This window comes from Paenibacillus sp. H1-7, from assembly GCF_022354825.1.
Taxonomy (GTDB): domain Bacteria; phylum Bacillota; class Bacilli; order Paenibacillales; family NBRC-103111; genus Paenibacillus_S.
The window spans coordinates 7,541,140-7,562,121 of the sequence record NZ_CP031168.1 but is presented as its reverse complement, the minus strand read 5'-3'; the positions used below and the strand labels follow the sequence as shown (position 1 = coordinate 7,562,121).

The window sequence follows — 20,982 nt, the reverse complement described above, 5'->3', positions numbered from 1 at the left end:
ACGGATCTCATGTCCGATAGCCCGACTCCAAGACCGATGGATGGCGCGTTCGTAACAATAGATTCTAGGACAACCAGGGAAAATTGCAGCGTAACCGACTACGAAAGTTTTCAATCGAATGCTGAAATCGCAGGCTTCTGAAGCGTTCACTGGTTATTAGATCCACCGCAGAGGCAGCCTCTCTTTTGTAGAGCCGTCTCTCGGGCCAGCGGCCAGCATATGCGATAGCCGCTCCTCTTACAGCTCCGTGGGCAGACCATGCTGATACATTATCAGGCAGTCGTTGTTGCGGGCGAGAGTATCCATCGTTTTGCCGTTCGGCCGGGCATAAATAACCGGGTAGTCCGCTTCGTCGTAATGGAGGCGGATCGGGAAGGCGAGCTTTTCCTCGGTCGTCGAGAACTCGGCCTCCACTCCTTCCTTGTTGCCGCGGGCATCGAGCCGGATCCAGCGCTGCAATGAGCTTAAGTACACCGCGTTCAGCGCATGAATGCAATGGCCGGTGTCCGGCGTATCGCCGATCGTCAGCCTTTGGTAGCAGAAGCCCGCCGGTATGTTCAGGCTGCGCAGCAGGGCCGCCTGCAAATTCGACTTGGCATAGCAAATGCCGTGGCCGTGCTCCAGAACCTCGGAAGCGGAGCGGGTCACCTGCCTGCTCTGGATGTCCCAGGAATGGGCAATCTCGTCGCGGACAAATTCGAATACGGCTTTGACGATCGCCTGCTCATCCGTCAGCCTTGAGGTGATGCTGCGTGCCGTGTCATGAATGCGCGGATGATGATAGTCTATAACGTCGGAATGTGGCAAATAATCGATTAACTGATTGGACTCGCATACCAACTTCATGAATTTGTCCCTCCGTTGCACAGTTTTTATGGCTAATTGTTATGTGTGTGTGAGAATAATTGATACTAACTATGCTTAAAACGGATGGATTTGTCAATATGAGTAAAAAGAAAAGTTTGATATTGACTAAAAGCCTGTCATATGTTAATTTATGTAACATGAAAGTCAAAAACTAAATCATTCAAGCTTGTCAACGATGCCAAGCTTGTGTCGGCAATAGAGCCGCTTTCTTTGATTCCAGAAGAAGGCGGCTTTTTGTGCGTTCGGCTACGAAAGACGATGCGGTTACCCCGTATCATTCGTCCTTGATCAAGCCGCCACAACCGACCGGCTTTGCCATGGCCGGATCCCGCTTGCCTGCTGTAATCAGGCTCCGGCATTACTATCACTCGGAGGTGTTGTTCATGTATCGTCCGGTATTTGAGAGAGGAAAGCCAGCTTTTGCAGGAATTCGCACATTTATGCACCTGCACCACGTGCAGACTTTGGATCAGGTGGACTATGCGGTGATCGGGAATCCGTTCGACACGGGAGCGAGCTTTGCTATCGGCACGCGCTTCGGACCTTCGGCGATTAGGGACATGTCGCAGAGAATCCGTCCGACGAATCCGGCTCAGGGGATCGATTCCAGCGAGTATTTGTCCGGCATCGATTATGGCGATTTGACCGTACACCCCGGCTATATTGAGCAAAGCTACGAAGCGATCGAGGAGCAGCTGCAGCCGTTTTACGAACGGGGCATCGTTCCGATCATACTAGGCGGCGACCATTCGATCTCCTACCCGCATATTAGAGCGGCCTCCCGGACCTATGGCCCTATCAGTCTCGTTCATTTCGACTCCCATTCCGATGCGTGGAAGCCTATAGAGGAGAGCCGGCAGTTTTCGCACGGGAGCATGTTCTGGCATGGGGCGCAGGAGGGCTGGATCGATACGTCGAGCTCGATTCAAATGGGCATGCGCGGCTGCTCGAGCTTGACCCACTATGAGGAGACGAGGGCGCTCGGCTTCGACCTGCTGACGACGGATCAGGTGAAGAAGCTCGGACCTGAGGCGCTGTGCAGCCGCATCAAGGAGCGGGTTGGGTCGAAGCCGGTGTTCCTCACCTTCGACATCGATTTTCTCGATCCGGTATTTGCTCCCGGAACGGGAACGCCGGAGGTCGGGGGCTTCACGACCTATGAAGCGATTCAAATGATCCGCGGCCTCGCCGGCTTGAACATTATCGGCTTCGATCTGGTTGAGGTGCTGCCGGACCGCGATCCGACCCGTGTGACGGCGCTGAATGCGGCGCAGGTTGTGTATGAGGTGATCACGCTGCTCGCTCTGAACAAGCGCAGTGCATTGGAGCGGGCGACGGCGGTAGTCGAAGCTTGATTGCGAGAACCCTCCTTAAAGAGGGATAGAAGCGGGAGCTACCCGGAACAAACGACGGAGCCGACCAATAGGGAGGGCTCCTTCTTTGTCATTATGCCGGCGGCCGGAATCCCACACCTGCTTCCCTCTCCGCGTACAAACGTATATTGTCCGCCAAAGACGCCGCAAGGCGTTTTTTTCAGATAGGACTGCCTCTAGCCGAGCGGTTTGCCTACTATCCTTCGTATTTAGATCTTATAAGAAATTCGTAAAATCAGACAATTTTATCGGAGCGGGACGTGCTAAGATACAAAAGACATTGGAAATCGACGATGGCATAGGAGGTTGGTTAATGATGAAAGCGCTATCTTGAGTCTGATCCTATTTTGTGAATCGGCATCAGAGGAAAAATGTATCTTAATCCACCAAAAACAATAGGAAAGGAAATGGGGCTTATGCTGGACAAAATCAAGCTGATCCTAATGATTTGCCTCTTCACGGCATTCCTCTATCCGTTCGGTTCGGCACCGGGAGCCGTTCAGGCGGAAACGCTGCCCAATAAGACCATTATTATCGATGACGGAAGCATCACCGTCGATGAAGCTGTTACTCCAGATGCTCAGAATGCTGTCAATGGCTACTCCGCACAGAATTGGAACGTCTCTTCCAACGTTAAGGGCTATAACAATTCCAGCACGGTATGGACGGATACCGCAGGCAGATCGGTCACATGGAATCCGAGACTGGAGGCAGGCACAGCGAGAATATCGTTTCATAAGCTCAATTGGTCGGATAAAGCGGATAGCAATGTAAAAGTTGAAATCGTTCATAACGGAACGACGGATGTCCTGTATTTGGATCTGCAGCCTTCTTCTGGCGGAACGGGCTGGATTGATTTGGGGGAGTACGTATTCTCCGGCATCGGTGAGGAGTTCGTCAGACTGACCCGTGTGCAACCCACGACCAGTACCATTCTAACGCGGGCAGACGCTGTAAAGTTCGAAGGCAATATCAAGCAAAAAGCGCCTAATAAGACTATCATCATAGATGATGGAAGCATCTCCATCGATGGAATCGTTACCCCTGACGCTCAGAACGCTAACAATGGATATTCCGCTCAAAGCTGGAATTCAAGCACAGGCGTAAAAGGCTATAACAATTCCAGTTCCGCGTGGACGGATACCATCGGCAAAACGGTATCTTGGAATCCGAGGCTGGAGGCGGGCAGGGCAAGAATATCGTTCAATAAGCTGGATTGGCCGGATAAAGCGGACAATAACGTAAAAATTGAAATCGTCCATAACGGAGTAACGGACGTCAAGTTTCTGGACCTTAGACCTTCGGTCGGGGGGGCCGGCTGGATCGATTTGGGAGAGTATGATTTTTCCGGAATCGGAGAAGAATTCGTCAGACTGACCCGTATTCAGCCTACGACCGGCAACATTTTAACACGGGTCGATGCCGTAAAGTTCGAGGGCAATATCAAGCAAAAAGCACCTCCGCTGCCTCCGCTGCGCAGCCGGACGCTCACGAATCTCTCATACGAAGAAAAAGGAAGCATCCAAAACGACAACTACAAGGCAACCTTTTATGAAGCGGCTTGGGACGGCGGCAAAGCAATCGTTAGAGACTTATTCTACAAGGATCAGGATACCGGGAGCTGGGTGGCCGTCAATACCGAGGCGGAGAGACTTGAGGAGCAGTGGGTCCTGCTGGACGGAAATGCGGGGAGCCGAAGCGATTATTACAGCACGATGAACAAGCGATGGATTACGTTCGACGGGATCGAATTTCCTGACGGCCAAACCGCTGCGCTGACAGACTCTTTGCATGCAAGCGACTACGATCTGCAGGTGAAATGGTCGCTGGCGGGGGAGCGGCCGGAGCTGGCATACAGCTTTACCCCACGTCGGGACGGCAATTATGTGATAGGCTACCAATCCTTCACAGCGGAGTCGGCCTCAGCCGTGAATGAAGTGCTGAGCGGGTTCAAGTCTCATGCGAAAATGATCGGTACAGTGGAATCGATAGGCCTGTGGGAGCTGACCGCACCGATGAGCCTGGTTGAGAAAAACGATAATACGGGATCCTCCTTTACGTACGGTGTCTTCATTCCGGACGAAGAGCTGCCGCTTGCCTATGAACCGGCGGGAGGCATATCCAATCAGAGGCTGGGCATGAGCCTGGTCAACAATGAAGGCGGAGTGCAGCCGATTGTGTATGCGCCCCAGCTCGGGAATCATTCGCTGATGACCGCTGAGAACACATACCGTTTTCATATCGGGCTCAGTGTACAAAGAAGCAGCTTATATAAGGCCTACGAGGATATACTCCGCAGCGAGTACCATTATACCGCCTATCGGAAAAATGGTTCCGGCAAGTCTCTTACCGATGCGATGTTCAACATGATCGATCTACTCAAAATCGAACCGCAAGGTGACGATTCCGCCGATTACGTTCCGTCGCCGAGCGGATGGTGGAGCAGGGCCAAGGGCTTCATTGATATCGAGAACGAGGATGCGGTTCGTACTACCTCGAACGGCGTGCTGCTAGGGGCGTACTATGTAACAGGCGACGATCAGCTTTACGATACTAGAGCATTGCCGTCTATTCAGTATGGACTATCGCGCAACAATGTCGGGTGGTCTCCGAAGCAGAAGCCGGTTTACAGTGTGCCGTCCTTATGGAAAATGACATCTATGCCGTTCGATGTTTCCACTATAGCCGCTCTGCACCAATTGACGGGCGGTACGGCGGGAGTGTATGAAATGGGGCAGGAGGAATACCGGTTTCGCAATCCGGAGCTGAAAGATCGGGGCCCCGTCATCCAACCGCTTATGATGTATCGCATGACCGGGAATCCGCAATATTTGCAAGAGGCCAAAACCGCAGCGGACAGCTATATAGCGCAGCATATCGATACTCCTGCATCCGTTAACGTGGACAAGAACGAGTTTATTTTTAACTTCGGCAAGCTGTGGATGGAAATACTGGAGCTGTACGAGGAAACGAAGGATACCAAATATTTGAATGCCGCCTACAAGGAAGCCAAGCGGTATGCCACCATGTTCGTGGCGCGCCCGGTTCCAGAAGGCACCGTGACGATCACGGCTCCGCAGTCGCCGCTCGCGGAATCGTTCCATTGGCCTGCAAGCGCCAAATACGATTATCCGCGTGAAACGCTTCCGGAGCACGAGGCCGGAGGAAAAACGGCCGACAGTTGGCTTGTGTCGCCGAGCGGTCTTACTTATGAAGCCGGAAATACGTCTTCGGCCTTTCGGATGAATGCGCAAGAGGCGCCTTTTATGCTGCGCTTGTCTTTGTATACCGGTGACAAGCTGCTTGCGGATATTGCGCACAATTCGGTCATCGGCCGGTATTCCAGCTACCCCGGCTATTATTACAAGGGCTTTACCGTCAGTCAGCTCGAGCCGGACTATCCGCTGCTGGGTCCGAGCGAAGCTACTTCCATCTATTATCACCATATCCCGGCGCAGCTTGGCCAAACGATGGATTATTTGATCAGCGAGCAAATGCTGAGATCGAACGGGAGCATATCGTTTCCTTCCGTTTTTGAAACGGATTTCTTATGGTTCAAATACCATTTGTACGGTCATAAGCCGGGAAGCTTTTACGGTAATTCCAATGTTTGGCTGTGGATGCCTAAAGGGATTATCGAGTCCAATCATCCTCAAATGAACTGGATTACGGCGGAGAGCGGCGATAAGTTCTACATCAGTCTCGCAAGCGAATCCCGCACTGAAAAGAATGTGACCATCAAGCTCAATCAAAGTCTGATCGGCTTTGATCCAACCCGTGCGTATACTGTCAAAATCATCCGCGACAACGGGGCGGAAGAGCCGGACGTCATGAAAAACGGCAAGATTACAACGAAGGTATCACCCCGCGGTATCACGGCGATCATCGTTGAAGGATTGAACATCCAAGTACCTTTGCACAAAACAAGAGCAGCTGCAGATACTTCCGACGCCAGCTATTTCTTCGATACGCACAGTCCGATCGACGCTGTCAAAGGAATGCTGATCGTCAAGCCTGATGAAACCTCCTATGATGCCTATGTGCAGGCCAAAACGACCAAGCCGGCAACGCTGCACTACTCGCTGGACGGCGGGAACACATATACTACGGTACCCGACATGATTTATCCAATGGAATGGTCGATCCGGGTAAATAACCTGACCCAAACGTTCACCTATTATGTGGAATCAGAGAATAAGCAGACCCGCGCGAGAACGCTGTATCTGCCTGATCGGGTGGCGGTTCCTCCGGTCCAGCCGGCTTGGCAGCCGGGGTCGTCTATCATTGTAGATAATGTCGAAGCCGAAACGGAAGGAACCTGGATACGGGATACATCAGCGGACGGCTATTACTATGACAGCTATGTTTATGCGAAATCAACGACAGGCGCGGCGACCAGCAAAATTCGTTTTCGTCCGAAGCTGCCGGAAAGCGTAACCTACAATGTCTATTACAAGCTCCCTCAAATCACGGTCGCGAGTGAGAACTGGACGACGAATGCCCCGGTTACCGTGTATTATGACGGGGGATCGCAGACGCTTACGGTAGATGAAAAGACGGGAGATGGAACATGGGTATTCTTGGGGGCATTTCCTTTCGCTGCAGGTAACAGCGGGTATATCGAGCTGAACAACAAGGCCAACAACGCCCGGGTCGTTGCCGATGCCTTCATGTGGGTAAGTCCAAATGCGAATCCGCAGCTGGAGTCGGTCACGATCTCGTCAGACCGGAACGTGCTCGAAATGACCAAAACCGCACAGCTGAAAGTAACAGGATATCTGAGTACCGGGTTGATGGCTGATCTGACGAATGCGGAAGTGCAGTACACAGTCAACCGAACCGACCTGGCTTCCGTTGACAGCAACGGTGTGCTGACGCTCCATCGCCTCGATGGGGTAACGGAGCGTATCGAGGTTCAAGCAACGGTAACATGGAACGGGACCAACTTGATCACGACTCCCCTGTCCATCGCGATCAAGGACTTGGTGGTCATTGTGGACAGTACGAATACAGAAGGTTTATACATCGCGCAAGGCTCATGGAGCCAAAGCAATTTATCCGGCTACAAAACCGGCGTCAAGTCCCGCTATACAACGGTCGAAGGCTCAGCGGCGACGTGGATCGCCAAGCTCCCGGAAGGGAGGTATACCGTCTCCATCTACAAGATCGCCCACACTTCGGGCCAGGATAAAAACGTTAAAGTGGAAGTGAAGCACCAGTCGGTGACGGAGGTCACGTATATCGATCAATCCTCCAATTCCGGCTGGGTTAATCTCGGGACGTTTGACCTTGCAGGAGACGGCAGCGAGTATATCCGGATGACGAGAGTGTCTCCGACTACCTTAGAACCGCCGACTCCGCCTGCCGACATGATTTATACGAGGGCCGATGCAGTCAGGTTCGAGCGGCATTCTAATAGTCCCGGCCCGCTGTTGACGGCAAATACGAGCAATAACACGGCTGGTCAACCGATCGATGTGACCTTTACCGATGATGCAGCGTGGCGCAGCGCAACCGGCAGCATCGAAGTGGACGCTCCGTCGGTAAGCGAAGCCGGAGAAGCACGCATTAAGTATGGATCCATCGAAAGCTTGAACGGATAGGTTTTCTCATAAGTGATGCATCCCCTCACGGAAGATAGTATGTTGCAAGTTCGTGGTTACAACGAACATACTACTGTCGGACGTGAGGGTTTTTCTATTTGAATCTTGGAGGAAAGAGTGAACCATGCCGAAGTTTGGTTGTTTCCCGCTCGGTGGCGGAACGTTCCATTGCCGACTTAAGATCTTGTAAGAAATGCTTAAAATCGAAGAATTATTGCGTTTCATCCCGTGCTATCATAAAAACAAATAAAGCAGAGGTGATGAAATGCAAACGAAGCTGGCGAAGGAGGGTATCCCCCTCCTCAATAGCCGGAAACCCATGCTGGTAAGAAATTTACAAAGATACAAGACGATGTATCTTCTTTTGTTCCCGGCATTGATCTATTTCGCCGTCTTCAAGTATATCCCGATGGCGGGGATCATCATCGCGTTCAAAAATTACAACATGGTGTTGGGTCTATGGGACAGTCCCTGGGTGGGGCTCAAAAACTTCAAGGATTTTATTAACGGCGTCTATTTCTGGGATATTATGTGGAACACGATCGTCATCTCGGTCTATAAGCTGATGTTCGGCTTCTCCGCTCCCATCATCCTTGCGCTGCTGCTGAATGAAGTCGCCGTTCCATGGTTTAAGAGAGTCGTGCAGACGATTACGTATTTGCCTCATTTTTTGTCCTGGGTTATTGTGTACGGGCTGATGGTCGCCTTGCTAGCCCCGGGAGACGGATTGGTTAATTTGCTTCTTAAGGATAACGGGCTACAGCCGATCTCCTTCCTGACGGAGCCTGCCTGGGGAAGAACGCTGATTGTCGTCTCTGATATATGGAAGGATATCGGATGGGGAGCGATATTGTATCTTGCGGCGTTATCGGGGATCGATCCGAGCTTATATGAAGCGGCACGCATCGACGGCGCATCCAAGTGGAGACAGCTTTGGCACGTTACATTACCCGGCATTCGAGGCGTCATCATTCTTATGCTGATCCTGAAGCTAAGCCATATACTGGATGCAGGCTTCGACCAGGTATACATGTTCGCCAATTCCTTCAATCAGGAGAAGATCGATATTATCGACACCTGGGTATACCGAGAAGGCTTGGAGCGGCTGCGGATCGGATTGGCTACCGCGGTAGGATTATTTAAAGCCGTCATCGGATTTGTGCTAGTATTGGCTGCCAATAAGCTGGCCAAAAAATTCGACGGGCAAATTTGGTGAGGTGATCCATTGCAATGTTACATCAATCATTCGGGGAAAAAGCGGGACAAGTCGTCATCTATACCGTTCTATTCTTACTCTCCGTGCTGTGCTTGTTTCCCTTTCTGTATGTAGTCGCAGTTTCCGTTACTCCGGAATCGGAAGTGCTGAAAAAAGGGATTGTCATCATACCCGAGGCCGTTACCTTCACGGCTTACCGGGAGGTTTTCCAAGCGCACGGTATAGGTCAGGCTTATCAAATCACGTTATTTCGTACGATCGTAGGCACTGCGCTCAACATGCTTTTTACGGTCATTGCCGCGTATCCGCTATCGAAAAAATATTTGCCCGGCCGCAGCCCCTTTTTGCTGTTCATTATCTTTACAATGATGTTCGGAGGGGGACTGATTCCCACGTATTTATTAATCCGTTCGCTCGGCTTGCTAAATTCACCGTGGGTACTCATTATCCCGCACTTGATCAGCGCGTTCAATCTGGTGATTATCAAAGGCTTCTTCGAGCAGCTGCCAGCCGAAATCGAAGAGTCGGCCAGGGTTGACGGCGCAAGCGAGCTCCAATCGCTGTGGAAAATCATAATCCCGCTCTCGCTGCCCGTCCTTGCCACGGTTTCCTTGTTCTATGCTGTGGGACATTGGAACAGTTATTTCGACGCGATCGTTTACATTAATGATACGAACCTGATGCCTTTGCAGGTGGTCTTGCGTAACATTCTGCTGAATGTGCAGGCCCAAAGCGCCGATGTACTGGCCAACGCAGAGCCTGTCAGCACTCTCGCCCTGCAGATGGCTGCCGTGGTTGTAACAACGGTGCCGATTCTGATCGCGTACCCGTTTTTGCAAAAGCATTTTACCAAAGGCGTGCTGATGGGCTCCGTTAAGGGGTAACAAGAATGGATTGCTGACGCTGTTATGGTCATGTATTAATAGTGAATATAAAGGAGAGGTCCGTATGCAACGCAACAATAGCAAAAAAGCGGTATTACCCGTCTTGGCTGCCGTAATTGGCTTAGGCACGGTCATGTCGGGGTGCGGGGGAGCAGCGGAACCGCCATCGGCGCCTTCCGGTAATCCTCAAGCTCAGACCGACAAATTCGCGGAAAAAATGAAAATCACGATGTTCAACCAAGGAACCTTCAATGCAGCGGCTCCGATTCCTTCCCGCGAAGTGGACATCCCGCGCCAAATGTTAGAAAAAGCGGTAAACATCGATCTGCAAATGACGGTTCCCCAAGGCGGTCAAGCGACAACCAAGCTGAATACGCTTATTGCCGGCGGAGATATTCCGGATCTGATCTTCATGAAAAGCCGTTCCGATCTCGCTCAATATTATGACCAAGGCATCCTAGCGGATTTGACTCCGTACTTGGATCAATTTCCGGAGCTGAAGAAGCGCTGGACGAAAGAAGCATGGGAAGCCATGCAATATAAGGGAAAAACGATAGCTGTTCCCGGATATGACAATGTGAGCGGAATTATCGGAAGTCTGTTCATCCGTAACGACTGGCTGAAGAAATTGAATCTGAAGGTGCCGACAACCCCCGATGAGCTGTTCGCCGTAATGAAAGCTTTTACCGAGCAAGACCCGGACGGCAACGGCAAGAACGATACGTACGGTTTTATAGGGGGCATGAATAAAGAAGGCGTTCTGCAAACCTACGGCTTCGATATGCTGATGTGGATGTTCGGCGTTAACCCTCCGGGTGCGATTGATGTGAAGGATAACAAGCCCGTGCTGCTGTTTACGGATCCGAAGATGAAAGAGGCGCTCTCTTACATTCAAAAAATGATGGAAGCCAAGGTTGTGGATCCGGACTGGGTTACGATGAACGACTCCGCTTTGCTCGATCAAAAGCTCTACAAGGGTAAGGTCGGCTTCATGGTAAGAGATGCTCGCAGGCTGGAGCCGGAAGCGCAGGAGAAAATGAAGGAGGTCGGCGGTGAGGTGCCGGAATGGATCATCATTCCTCCAATGAAAGGTCCTTACGGTGATCAAATATTGGAGAGGAAGGGCTTCCAAAGCAATTCCTGGGCCATCTCCGTGAAGGCGGATAAAGCCAAAATCATCCGGATCTTGTCCATGCTCGAATATTATTATACGGATAAAGAAGCCTATCCCCATTTTGCATACGGGCTGAAAGGAACGCACTGGGATCTGGTGGACGGCAAGCCCAAAACGAAAACGCTCACGAAAGAAGTCAAGGATAAGTACATCTGGGTCGATCATTATCGCATGCCCCGTCGCGGCGATGATTCCGAGTATTTCAATTTTGCCAATCCGAAGACGGCGGAGGCATTCACCAATAACCAGAAGTATGTGGCACCAACATTGCCCGGAGCGTTCCTGACGCCGGATCCGAACGATTCTTTGGCTGCAGAACGAGTCCGGTTTATCAACGAAAGCTTAGTGAAATTCATGAGCGGCAAAGAACCGCTATCCAATTGGGATAACTATATCAAAACCTTGGAAACCAAGTTTGAGCTTCCGAAATATAAAGATATCGTAACGAAACAGTTTAAAGAGCAAGGTGTAATAAAGTAACTCGAAGGAGGGGCGATCGATGTCCCTCTTTTCCCCGTCTCTATGGTATGATACTTTCGTACATGAATGCAGCCGTCAAAGGAAGATGAACGATGCGGAGAAAATTAAGCCTGCCTATCAAATTATTTCTCATGTGCTTTGCCTTTGTTTTAAGCTGTATTATCCTGATAAGCCAATTATCGTACGCTTACGTTCAGAAGGAAATAAGAACTAACGACTCCTACTATACGAGCCAAATATTGGCCAAGGTCGATCAGTATTTAACCGTCAATTTCTCTTCCTTTCAAACGATTTTATTCTCCGTTGAAACCTCGGTGAAAGCCAACCTGAACAGCACGGATGTGATTAAAAAGCAGTTAAGGGAGCTGTATGAGCTCAACAGCAATTATGTCAGTAACGTTTATATTATCAAGAGTGATTTATCTATTATTGGCGGCAGTACGCCTACCCGAATTTTTGATGAACCGCTGCAGGACAGAAAGCCTCTGTTTGATGCGGCCATGAAGAACAAGTGGACTACGATCGTAAGCGAGCCTTATAAGTCGCTGTATTCAGGCTGGACGGTGACCATGGTCCGATCCATGAACGGACTATCGGCTCCTATGGCCGTTGCAGTAGATTTGGACCTTAGAGCGATCGAAGAGACGATTTTTAAGATTAATAAAAAAGAACAAATGAATTTGGCCTTGATCACCTCATCGGGTAATATCATCGTCGGATTTTCAGAAAATAAAGGGTTTCCGGATGTGCAGGACCATACCTTTTCCATCGGACAATGGTCGGCGGAACAAATTATTGAAACCAGCGGCACAAGTATTCAGCTGTACACCAAGGAGGGCAAGCCGGTCTCCGTACTGAAGCAGCCGACGGAAAAATTCAATTGGCACATTATCTCGATCAACGACGAATCGCGGATGAAGGCCGCACTGGCAAGGCTTCAAACCTACTATGTCGGTCTGCTGTTCGGGGGCTTGCTCTTAAGCTTGTTTATTTCGTATTTTATCGCCAAGTACATAAGAAATCCTCTGTATTACCTCAAGACGAAAATGAATCTGGTGGAGCAGGGCAACTTCGATGTCATTATTTCTACCAACCGGAACGATGAGTTCGGCGATCTGTCACGGGCTTTCGACCGGATGCTCCAGCAAATCGTAGAGCTGATTCGCCGCTTGGAGATCAATAAAGAGCTGCAGCGAAAGCTGGAAATCCAAGTGCTGCAATCTCAAATCAATCCCCATTTTCTATATAATACGCTTGGCTCCATAAGCAATGTGATCCGTCTGGGCCAATTGGATAAAGTCGATGTGGTCATCGCTTCCCTGATTTCATTGCTGGAGTACGGGATATCGGATTCTGCGGAGAAAGTATCGCTGCGTCAGGAATTGCAGAACGTCAAGGACTATATCTCGATTCAAAACATCCGGTATAACCGTCATTTCGAATTAGTGGAGCATATCGAAGATTCATTGATGGATTTTCCCGTTTTTCGAATGCTGCTGCAGCCTATGGTGGAGAACAGTTTGTTTCACGGATACAACGGGGGGCAAACGGAAGGCCCCATTGCCATTCGTGCGTACCGGGAAGGCGAATTTGTCGTGGTCGAAGTAGTCGATCAGGGAGAGGGAATACCTCATGAACGCATAGAGCGTATATTAAGTCCTGAACCGAAGGATATACAAGTAAACAGGAAACGAATCGGATTGAATAATATTCATGGCCGAATCAGGCTTCATTATGGCGAGCAGTACGGTCTTCAAATCATAAGTACACTAAAGAAAGAAACCCGAGTACGCGCCTTGTTCCCTGCAAGCGCATCAAAGGAGATGCACGATAGTGAGAACTTATACCTGCCTTATCGTTGATGACGAAGATCTGATGGTTCAAAGATTGGAGCTGTTTTTTCAGGAGCTTTCGATGACGGACACGCGATTCCGGCTGATTGGAAAGGCGTATAGCGGTAGGAAAGGCGTGGAAGAAGCGTTAAAGCTGAAGCCGGATATTATCTTATCCGATATTGTCATGCCCCAGATGGATGGGATTTCCATGATCGAGCAGCTAAAAGAGCAGCTTCCTCATACCCAGTATATCCTATTGACGGCATACTCTTCGTTTGAATATGCTCAGAGGGCCATTCGCGCCAATATTATGGAATACATTGTGAAGGTTCCTCTGAAGGAGGAGGATGTAAAGCGGGCGCTTCATAAAGCAGCCGGCATTTTGGACGAAATCAAGCAAAAGGACGAGAAGCTTCACTCTTTACATAAATCCGTTCTGGAAAATAAGCACCGGGTACAAAAGCAGTTTTTTAACGAGCTGATTCGAGGAGAAATTCCTTCGCACCGGGCAGCGGAGATGGCTGAACGGATGGAGATTTACTTTTTCCAATCGTATTACTGCTGCTTTATCGTCGAAATGAATCATTATGATAGCTTCCGTAACGAATATTCGGCGGTAGATCAAAGCATTCTTAGGTATGCCATTACCAATGTGGTTGAAGAAACGGTGATGAATTTCGGTGCGAGCTTGGCCTCCGATTTATACGATAACCGCTTCATCGGCTTTCTTTCCTGGGAACGAAGCCGCAGCGATATGGATATGGAGAACGCCTGTCAGACGGTAGGCCGCCAGATCGTCAACCACGTGCATCAATATCTGAATCAATCCGTATCCGTTGCTTTCGGAGGGGCGAACCGGGGCTTGGAGTCGATCCGAAAAGCGTATATGGAAGCGGTCGGCGTGTGTGAGGACTTTTATTATCACGATGAACATACGGTCAAAACGTCCCTCCATCGTTTTCATTATAACAATGGCTTCCGGACGGACTTTCAACGGGAGCTGAGGGATTTCCTTGCTTGGCTGAACAGAGAGGTGTCCAGGGAGGAAATAGATCAGCGGTTCAAGCTCCTGCACCGGAGTGCCTATGAAAACAAAATCCACCATTCCTTCATGGCGGATTTGCTTCGCGACTTTTACAGGGATGTTACGGCGAAATTCAAAGCTCGGAGCGGCGTGACGCAGAATGCGGGAGAGTTTCCGGTGAAATTCCTTACTTTTTGGGAGCAGCTTGGGTTTATTCGCGATTTTATTTACGAAACCTTGCAGGACGGCAGCCACGCATACCGTACGGAGATCATAAGAGCCAAGCGGTTTATCGAGCAAAATCTGAATCAGCGCTTATCGCTTCAAGCCATTGCCGAGCATGTGAATCTGGCTCCGTCCTATTTCAGCAGCTTGTTCAAGAAAACAATGAATGAAGGCGTCGTCGATTACATCAATCGGAGGAAAATCGAGCTATCGCTGGAGTTATTAAAGGTGCGGGATTATTCCTTATTGGAGCTATGCGATGAAGTTGGGATCGTTAACGAAGGGTACTTTTGCAAGCTGTTTAAACAATTTACGGGGATTACGCCTAAGCAATACCGCAAAAAATTAAATTGAGACCGGCTCTAAAAATCTTATGAGTTTTTCGCGAAATCCTGTAAATAAGTCGTTATGAAATCCACTACCATGATAAGTGTATCTTATTATGGAGGGTTCGTTATGGAGCTAATCAAATCGGATGTAACCGTCGTCGGCGGCGGGATTGCCGGAGTATGCGCCGCCATCGCCGCAGCCCGGCAGGGATTGAAGGTATCGCTGATTAACGACCGGCCTGTGCTCGGAGGGAATGCAAGCAGCGAGGTCCGGGTTCATATCAACGGATCGGCCTATTTGGGCAACAGTCCTTCTTACTATGCGAGGGAGGGCGGAATAGTAGAAGAGCTCAAGCTGAAGGTGTTTCATTATAATCCTTTCTATAACAAGAAGCTCATGCTCTCGATTTCGGATACGGTCCTGCTGGATATGGTTTACGCTGAGCCCGGCATCTCCCTGTTCCTGAACACATGCGTTCATCAAACGGGGATGGAGAACGGCAGAATTCAATGGGTGGAAGGTCTGCAGCTTGCTTCAGAAAGAAAGTTCCGCTTTGAGAGCCCTTATTTTATCGATTGCTCCGGCGACGGGATTGTCGGCTACCAGGCAGGGGCCCACTTCAGATGGGGAAGAGAAGCGCGGGAGGAGTTCCATGAAAGCTTGGCTCCCGAGGTGTCGGACCATTATGTGATGGGGGATACGATTCTTTTTCAAGCGAGGGACGCAGGATTTGCCGTTCCGTATAAGCGGCCCGAATTTGCGTATGATGTGACCAAGCTGAGCTTCTTCGAGAGCATCCGAAAAGGCTTGAACCATCGAGGTCTGCCTCGGAAAATAAACGGAATCGGCGGCTTGTGGTGGTTGGAATACGGCGGACATATCGATACCATCAAAGACAATGAAGACATCGCCCTGGAGCTTCGGAAGCTGGTTTACGGGATTTGGGACTATATTAAGAACAGCGGCGAATTTGACGATGTGGACAATCTTATTCTTGATTACGTATGCCCGATTCCGGGGAAGCGGGAGTCCAGAAGGTTTATCGGCGATTATATGCTGACGCAGAATGACCTCGCGAATAAGCCTGCTTTCGAGGATGCCGTTGCCGTAGGGGGATGGGCGATGGATCTTCACGCCGCCAAAGGCATATATGACGAGGGGCCGGCTACGGCGTGGAACTTTGTCCCGGGCTTATACAATATCCCTTTCCGCAGTCTGTATTCCAGGAACATTCCCAATCTCCTGTTCGCAGGGCGTAATATGAGCGCTACCCACGTCGCCTTCGGATCAACAAGGGTTATGGCTACCTGCGGTTGTATGGGGCAGGCGGTTGGGACGGCGGCTTCTCTTTGCAGCAAATACGGAGTAGACCCGGCTGCGTTAGTACATGAGCATATGCCGGAGCTGCAGGCGATGCTGCTCCGGGACGGACAAACGATCGCCGGGCTCAGGGAAACGTTGGACCCTTATTTTGCAGACGGGGTATCGATCCGCGCTTCGTCACAGCGCAGCTACAGCAATGAGCTGCCATCCGAGGCGGTACAGCTGGAAAGAGGACTTTGTCTGGTATTGCCGATAGGTACGAACGAAGCGGAAAGCGTGCGAATCAAGATCAGGAACGGCTCCGCGCATACGGAGACACTGCAGGTAAAGCTTATGGGCGGGGAACGAAAGGAAACCTACATCCCGGATTACGAGATCAAAAGCTGCAACGTGGAAATAGCCGGGGGATACGATGGCTGGATAACGCTGAGCCTCGGGTGCAAGAAGCCCGCGGATGATAAAGTATATATCGTATTGGAAGAAAACCCTGTTCTTTCCGTTTATTGCAATGAGGAAAGGGTTACAGGCGCTGTCAGCTTCCATTATCGTCCTGAAGAGCCGGGCAAACTGAAGCGGTTCAATCGAAGCATTTGCTTTAAGGACCTGCTGCCTGTCCAACCTATGTATGATCCTGGAAATGTGCTGAATGGCTACTCGAGGCCACATGGAGTTCCGAATGTCTGGGCTTCCGATCGAACGGAAGGGCAAGCATGGCTGGAAATGTCTTTTGCGGCGCCTAGAGATCTGGACGAAATCCATCTGGTGTTCAATTCAAGGCTCGATTTGGAGCATTTTGACGGTCCTATCGAGACCTTAATCAAGGATTATGATGTGATTTTGACTCTGGAGGACAACAGCGAGGAACGAGTTGAGGTAAAGGGAAATTATCTCACTTTAAATAAACATAAGGTAAATGCCAGGAGGGTCACCCGTATCCGGCTTCTGTTCAGAGCTACCCACGGATCGCCCTACTTCGAAGTGTTTGCCGTCAAGTTGTTTGCTCCTTCGGTTGGAATTGAACAGAAGACTAATTTCTTATGGAAGAAGGGATCTGTGTGATGCGAAACGGATCGGCCATAATGACTGCCGTGCTGGTAGGAACGATTCTTTCGGGGTGCGCTTCTGGCGGAGGAGCATCCGAGGGAAAGGGAGCTCCGGTTAAAGCGGAGGAAGATGCCAAAATCGATTTGCAGACGCCGGTAGAGCTGGTATTTTACGATGAGCAGAATATGTCCGAGGATATGTTCAACGAACGTTTCGCTAAGCCGATAAAGAACAAATTCCCTAACGTAAGCTTTAAGGTAATCAAGCCGGGCAAAGGGACGTACATTAGCGAGATTGCGGCCAGCGGCACGCTTCCGGATCTATACTATACTACGGCTTGGAGCTTCCCGCTGCAGATTGATGGCGGCCTGATTATGAATTTGGAGGATGCGGTCAAAAAAGACAAGATCGACTTGAACGGATATCAGCCGACGCTGATCGATACGATCAAGGCATTTAGCCCGAAGGGAGAATTGTATGCGCTTCCCTATTCGAACTATGCCTCGGTGCTCTATTATAACAAGGATATATTCGACAGGCTGGCCGTGCCCTATCCGAAAGACGGAATGACGTACGAGGATGCCATCGCGTTGGGCAAACAATTAACGAGAACGGAAGGGGGAGTCCGGTATACCGGCTTTTTCCCGGGAAATTACAGCTTCACGTACGCCCTCTTCAAGTCGGGCTTTGTCGATGTGGCAAACAAGAAAGCAAGCTTCAACAATCAAGAAATGAGACAGACATTGGAGCTGCTGAAAAGCGGATTCAGCACGCAGGGAATCGAATATATGGATTACACCAGTGCTCTGAATCTGTTTTATAAAGAGAAGACGCTGGCGATGATTCCGTATCATTTCGAGCTGGGGCGTCTGGAAGGAATAGTTAAGTCGGGCGAAGCCTTCAACTGGGATTTTGTGCAAGCCCCGACCTTGAACGGTTTCAATCGCAGCGGCGCGCCCAGTCTGCTCTCGGTTTCGTCGCAAACGAAGCATTCCGCGCTTGTCTTTAAGATCATTTCGTATTTATCGGCTTCAACCGAGTATCAGACGTTTTTGGCTAGTAAGGGTGTACTCCCCGTCATTAAAAACGATGAAATTATGAAATCGTTCGGAAGCAGTCTCGACTATTTGAAGGGCAAGCATATCGAGGCCATCTTCATGACGAAGCCGCAATCGATGGTGAAATCCACCCAATTCGATCGTGTGCCGGATAAATACCTCACGCAAGCCCTTAAGGATGTCGTCACCGGAGTAACCGATATCAATACCGCATTAAATAAGGCGGAAGAGCAGGCGAATAAGGATCTGTTACCGCAATTCAAGTAGGCTTAACGTGGAGGGGGTATGGAGATGAATTCCAAAGATTATGCAAAATCCATTGGTGTTGATTTCGCACGAGGTATCGACCTTCGGGATATGGGGGAAGTGACGCAAGACTACGGCTTCATGCTGCCTGAATACGATAACCCGAGGGAGCTGCATAGGAGAGAAGGTCTTCCCCATGTCCTCGACCGGTTGGAGCAAGGCCAAGACGTTAAGGTTGGATATATCGGGGGAAGCATCACATTACAGCAAGGCTGGCGCCCGCGTACAACCGCATGGCTGAAATCCCGGTTTCCGAAGGCCGATATTGTGGAAATCAATGCAGCGATTAACGGTACGGGAGCCGATTTTGGAGCGGCGCGTATCGAGCAGCACTTATTGGTGCACAACCCCGACTTGATCTTCGTGGAGTTTGCGGTAAACGGCGGAAGCGAACAAGATATTGAAGGCATGGTACGGAAGATCTGGAGGAACAATCCGAGTACCGATATTTGTTTTGTGTACACGCTGAAGAGCGATCAAATACCGTCTTACGGCCCGCAATCGGAGCCCTCCTTTCCCTCCAGCATAAAGGCTTTTGAAACGGTTGGCGAATATTATGGGATACCCGGCATTTTTTTGGGATACGTAGTGGGAGACTTGTATGCCCGGGATAAGCTGGTGCCCAAGGCGGCAGAATGGATCGATCGTGAAGGACGGGCGGCTTTCTCGAAAGATGGTGTGCACCCTGTTGGAATCGGCGATCAGCTGTATGCAGGGACGGTCGCTCGATGCATACTGAAAATGCTTGAGAGCAAGAAAAATCCGGCCCCTCGCGTATTGAAGGCCCCGTTGTTCGCTAATAACTGGGAAAGAGCCACAATGAAGGAGGCGGCCGAATTCAGCGGGAGCCTGGAGGTCTTAGATACACGTGCTGATGATTTTAGCGCAAAATTTCCTTATACCGGCTATAATCTGGAAACCATCAAGACTATATACCCGCGGCTTGTAAAGCTGGCCGTGCCAGGTGACACTATTACCGTTAAGTTCAAAGGGACGATACTTGGGATAGCTGACGCAGGCGGCCCGTTCTCCGGTCAGCTCCGTGTTACGGTCGATTCCCATTTGCCCATACTGATTAATCGATTCACTGTCCATAGCGCAAACCTGAGGCATCAGTATTTTTATTTGCCTGAGATGGAGGATGCGGAGCACACCGTTACCTTCACGTTGATGCCGGAAGCATCGGATAAGCGCCATATGTTACTAAATAAAGCCGATTATGATCAAAACCCCGAAGCCTATGAGGGGAATGAGGTGTACCTTGGCCAAATGCTTATCGTTGGCGAGTTTTTGTTGTTAAAGGAAAATAAAGAGGCAAGAGATAAATAAACCCGACCTGTATTTTAGGCCGGGTTGGGGTCGCCACGAGCATCGCGCGTCCTGACTTTCCGATGTCAGTTTACCCGAATGACGCTTACTGCGTGTAGTCATATTTCTTTGGCTTGGAGGAGGAGGCTTTGACTAACAGGCTGTTCGTGCTGAGGACCGCTTGGGCGATGTCGACCAGCTTTTTCCTCTCGTTCATGGCCTGGGTCCGCATCATCTCGTAGGCTGTAGTCTCGCTGATGTTATTAATCTTGCTGAGCATGATTTTGGCGTCGTCCACGAGCTTCTTCTCCTGAAATTTGGTGGCGAGAAATTGGTATTCGCGCTCCAGATGCAGCCGGCGCTGATGGTTTTTGACGCCCAGCAGCAGCGACCATTGAAGCTCGTTGTCGTTCATGCCGCAGCACAGGACTCCGTCCACTTTGTCATGGGGGGCTGCCGTGGCCGGCTTTCTTTCCTCGCACCACCAGAGGAGCGGGAGAGAAAAACGGGAGTTAACCTCGTGCAGCCACTGCTTGAGCCGACAGGCGGGCACATCCAGCACCAGGATGTCGAATCTGCGCTGCTGCAGCGTAGGGAGGGCTTCGGCGGGAATGGAGGCAACCCAATAATTCAGCTCCTTCAGTCTTACATCGACTCGGCATTTGGTTGTCGGAATGTCGTGAATGTGCAAAATCCGGGTTTTCATCCTGTCATCACCTCGAAATGATATTGGAAAGTTGAGACTACAACAGAGCAAACCAACAAACGATAAGTGAGATATATGTTAATTATCCGTTAGTAGTCTTTGAAAAGTCAATATTAATGTAATATATATGTTAGTATATATGACGAATTAGAAGATTAATTATGAATATTTAAAAATATATGTCAATATAGTTGACATATATGCTATCGATTCGCTATAATGAGAC

Annotated in this window: 12 protein-coding genes; 10 read left to right on the top strand and 2 right to left on the bottom strand. The window is 50.0% G+C overall.

Annotation, left to right across the window (positions count from 1 at the left end):
* Positions 1-237: 237 nt before the first annotated feature.
* The gene (locus DVH26_RS33325) at positions 238-846 is read right to left on the bottom strand and encodes a transglutaminase-like domain-containing protein (RefSeq protein WP_239629920.1); all 609 of its coding nucleotides are present in this window, start codon (positions 844-846) and stop codon (positions 238-240) included.
* A 257-nt stretch (positions 847-1,103) separates the two neighbouring features.
* Here DVH26_RS33325 and speB point away from each other — a divergent pair, with 257 nt between their 5' ends.
* The 10 genes from speB to DVH26_RS33275 all read left to right on the top strand — a co-directional run bounded on the left by speB (position 1,104) and on the right by DVH26_RS33275 (position 20,071).
* Positions 1,104-2,222: an agmatinase gene (speB, locus tag DVH26_RS33320; RefSeq protein ID WP_345774022.1), complete on the top strand. Its 1,119-nt coding sequence runs from the start codon at positions 1,104-1,106 to the stop codon at positions 2,220-2,222.
* A gap of 434 nt (positions 2,223-2,656) precedes the next feature.
* Entirely contained in the window at positions 2,657-7,843 is a 5,187-nt protein-coding gene (locus tag DVH26_RS33315; protein ID WP_239629919.1) for a golvesin C-terminal-like domain-containing protein, read from the top strand.
* A gap of 265 nt (positions 7,844-8,108) precedes the next feature.
* Entirely contained in the window at positions 8,109-9,059 is a 951-nt protein-coding gene (locus DVH26_RS33310) for an ABC transporter permease (RefSeq protein WP_239629918.1), read from the top strand.
* Between the two features lie 14 nt (positions 9,060-9,073).
* Positions 9,074-9,943 (top strand): carbohydrate ABC transporter permease, encoded by an 870-nt coding sequence (locus DVH26_RS33305; protein ID WP_239629917.1) that lies wholly within the window; start codon positions 9,074-9,076, stop codon positions 9,941-9,943.
* A 64-nt stretch (positions 9,944-10,007) separates the two neighbouring features.
* Positions 10,008-11,597, top strand: coding sequence for an extracellular solute-binding protein (locus DVH26_RS33300; RefSeq protein ID WP_239629916.1), 1,590 nt, complete (start codon positions 10,008-10,010; stop codon positions 11,595-11,597).
* Between the two features lie 92 nt (positions 11,598-11,689).
* Positions 11,690-13,459, top strand: coding sequence for a sensor histidine kinase (locus DVH26_RS33295; RefSeq protein ID WP_239629915.1), 1,770 nt, complete (start codon positions 11,690-11,692; stop codon positions 13,457-13,459).
* Entirely contained in the window at positions 13,431-15,035 is a 1,605-nt protein-coding gene (locus tag DVH26_RS33290; protein ID WP_239629914.1) for a response regulator, read from the top strand. The genes DVH26_RS33295 and DVH26_RS33290 overlap by 29 nt, the downstream gene beginning before the upstream one ends.
* Before the next feature lie 102 nt (positions 15,036-15,137).
* A complete protein-coding gene (locus tag DVH26_RS33285; RefSeq protein WP_239629913.1) occupies positions 15,138-17,393 on the top strand; it encodes an FAD-dependent oxidoreductase in 2,256 nt (751 codons plus the stop codon).
* Positions 17,393-18,703: an ABC transporter substrate-binding protein gene (locus tag DVH26_RS33280; protein ID WP_239635571.1), complete on the top strand. Its 1,311-nt coding sequence runs from the start codon at positions 17,393-17,395 to the stop codon at positions 18,701-18,703. The genes DVH26_RS33285 and DVH26_RS33280 overlap by 1 nt, the downstream gene beginning before the upstream one ends.
* A 24-nt stretch (positions 18,704-18,727) precedes the next feature.
* Positions 18,728-20,071 (top strand): SGNH/GDSL hydrolase family protein, encoded by a 1,344-nt coding sequence (locus DVH26_RS33275; protein ID WP_239629912.1) that lies wholly within the window; start codon positions 18,728-18,730, stop codon positions 20,069-20,071.
* Between the two features lie 85 nt (positions 20,072-20,156).
* Here DVH26_RS33275 and DVH26_RS33270 read toward each other — a convergent pair whose 3' ends face one another.
* Positions 20,157-20,756: an ANTAR domain-containing response regulator gene (locus DVH26_RS33270; RefSeq protein WP_239629911.1), complete on the bottom strand. Its 600-nt coding sequence runs from the start codon at positions 20,754-20,756 to the stop codon at positions 20,157-20,159.
* Positions 20,757-20,982: the final 226 nt, after the last annotated feature.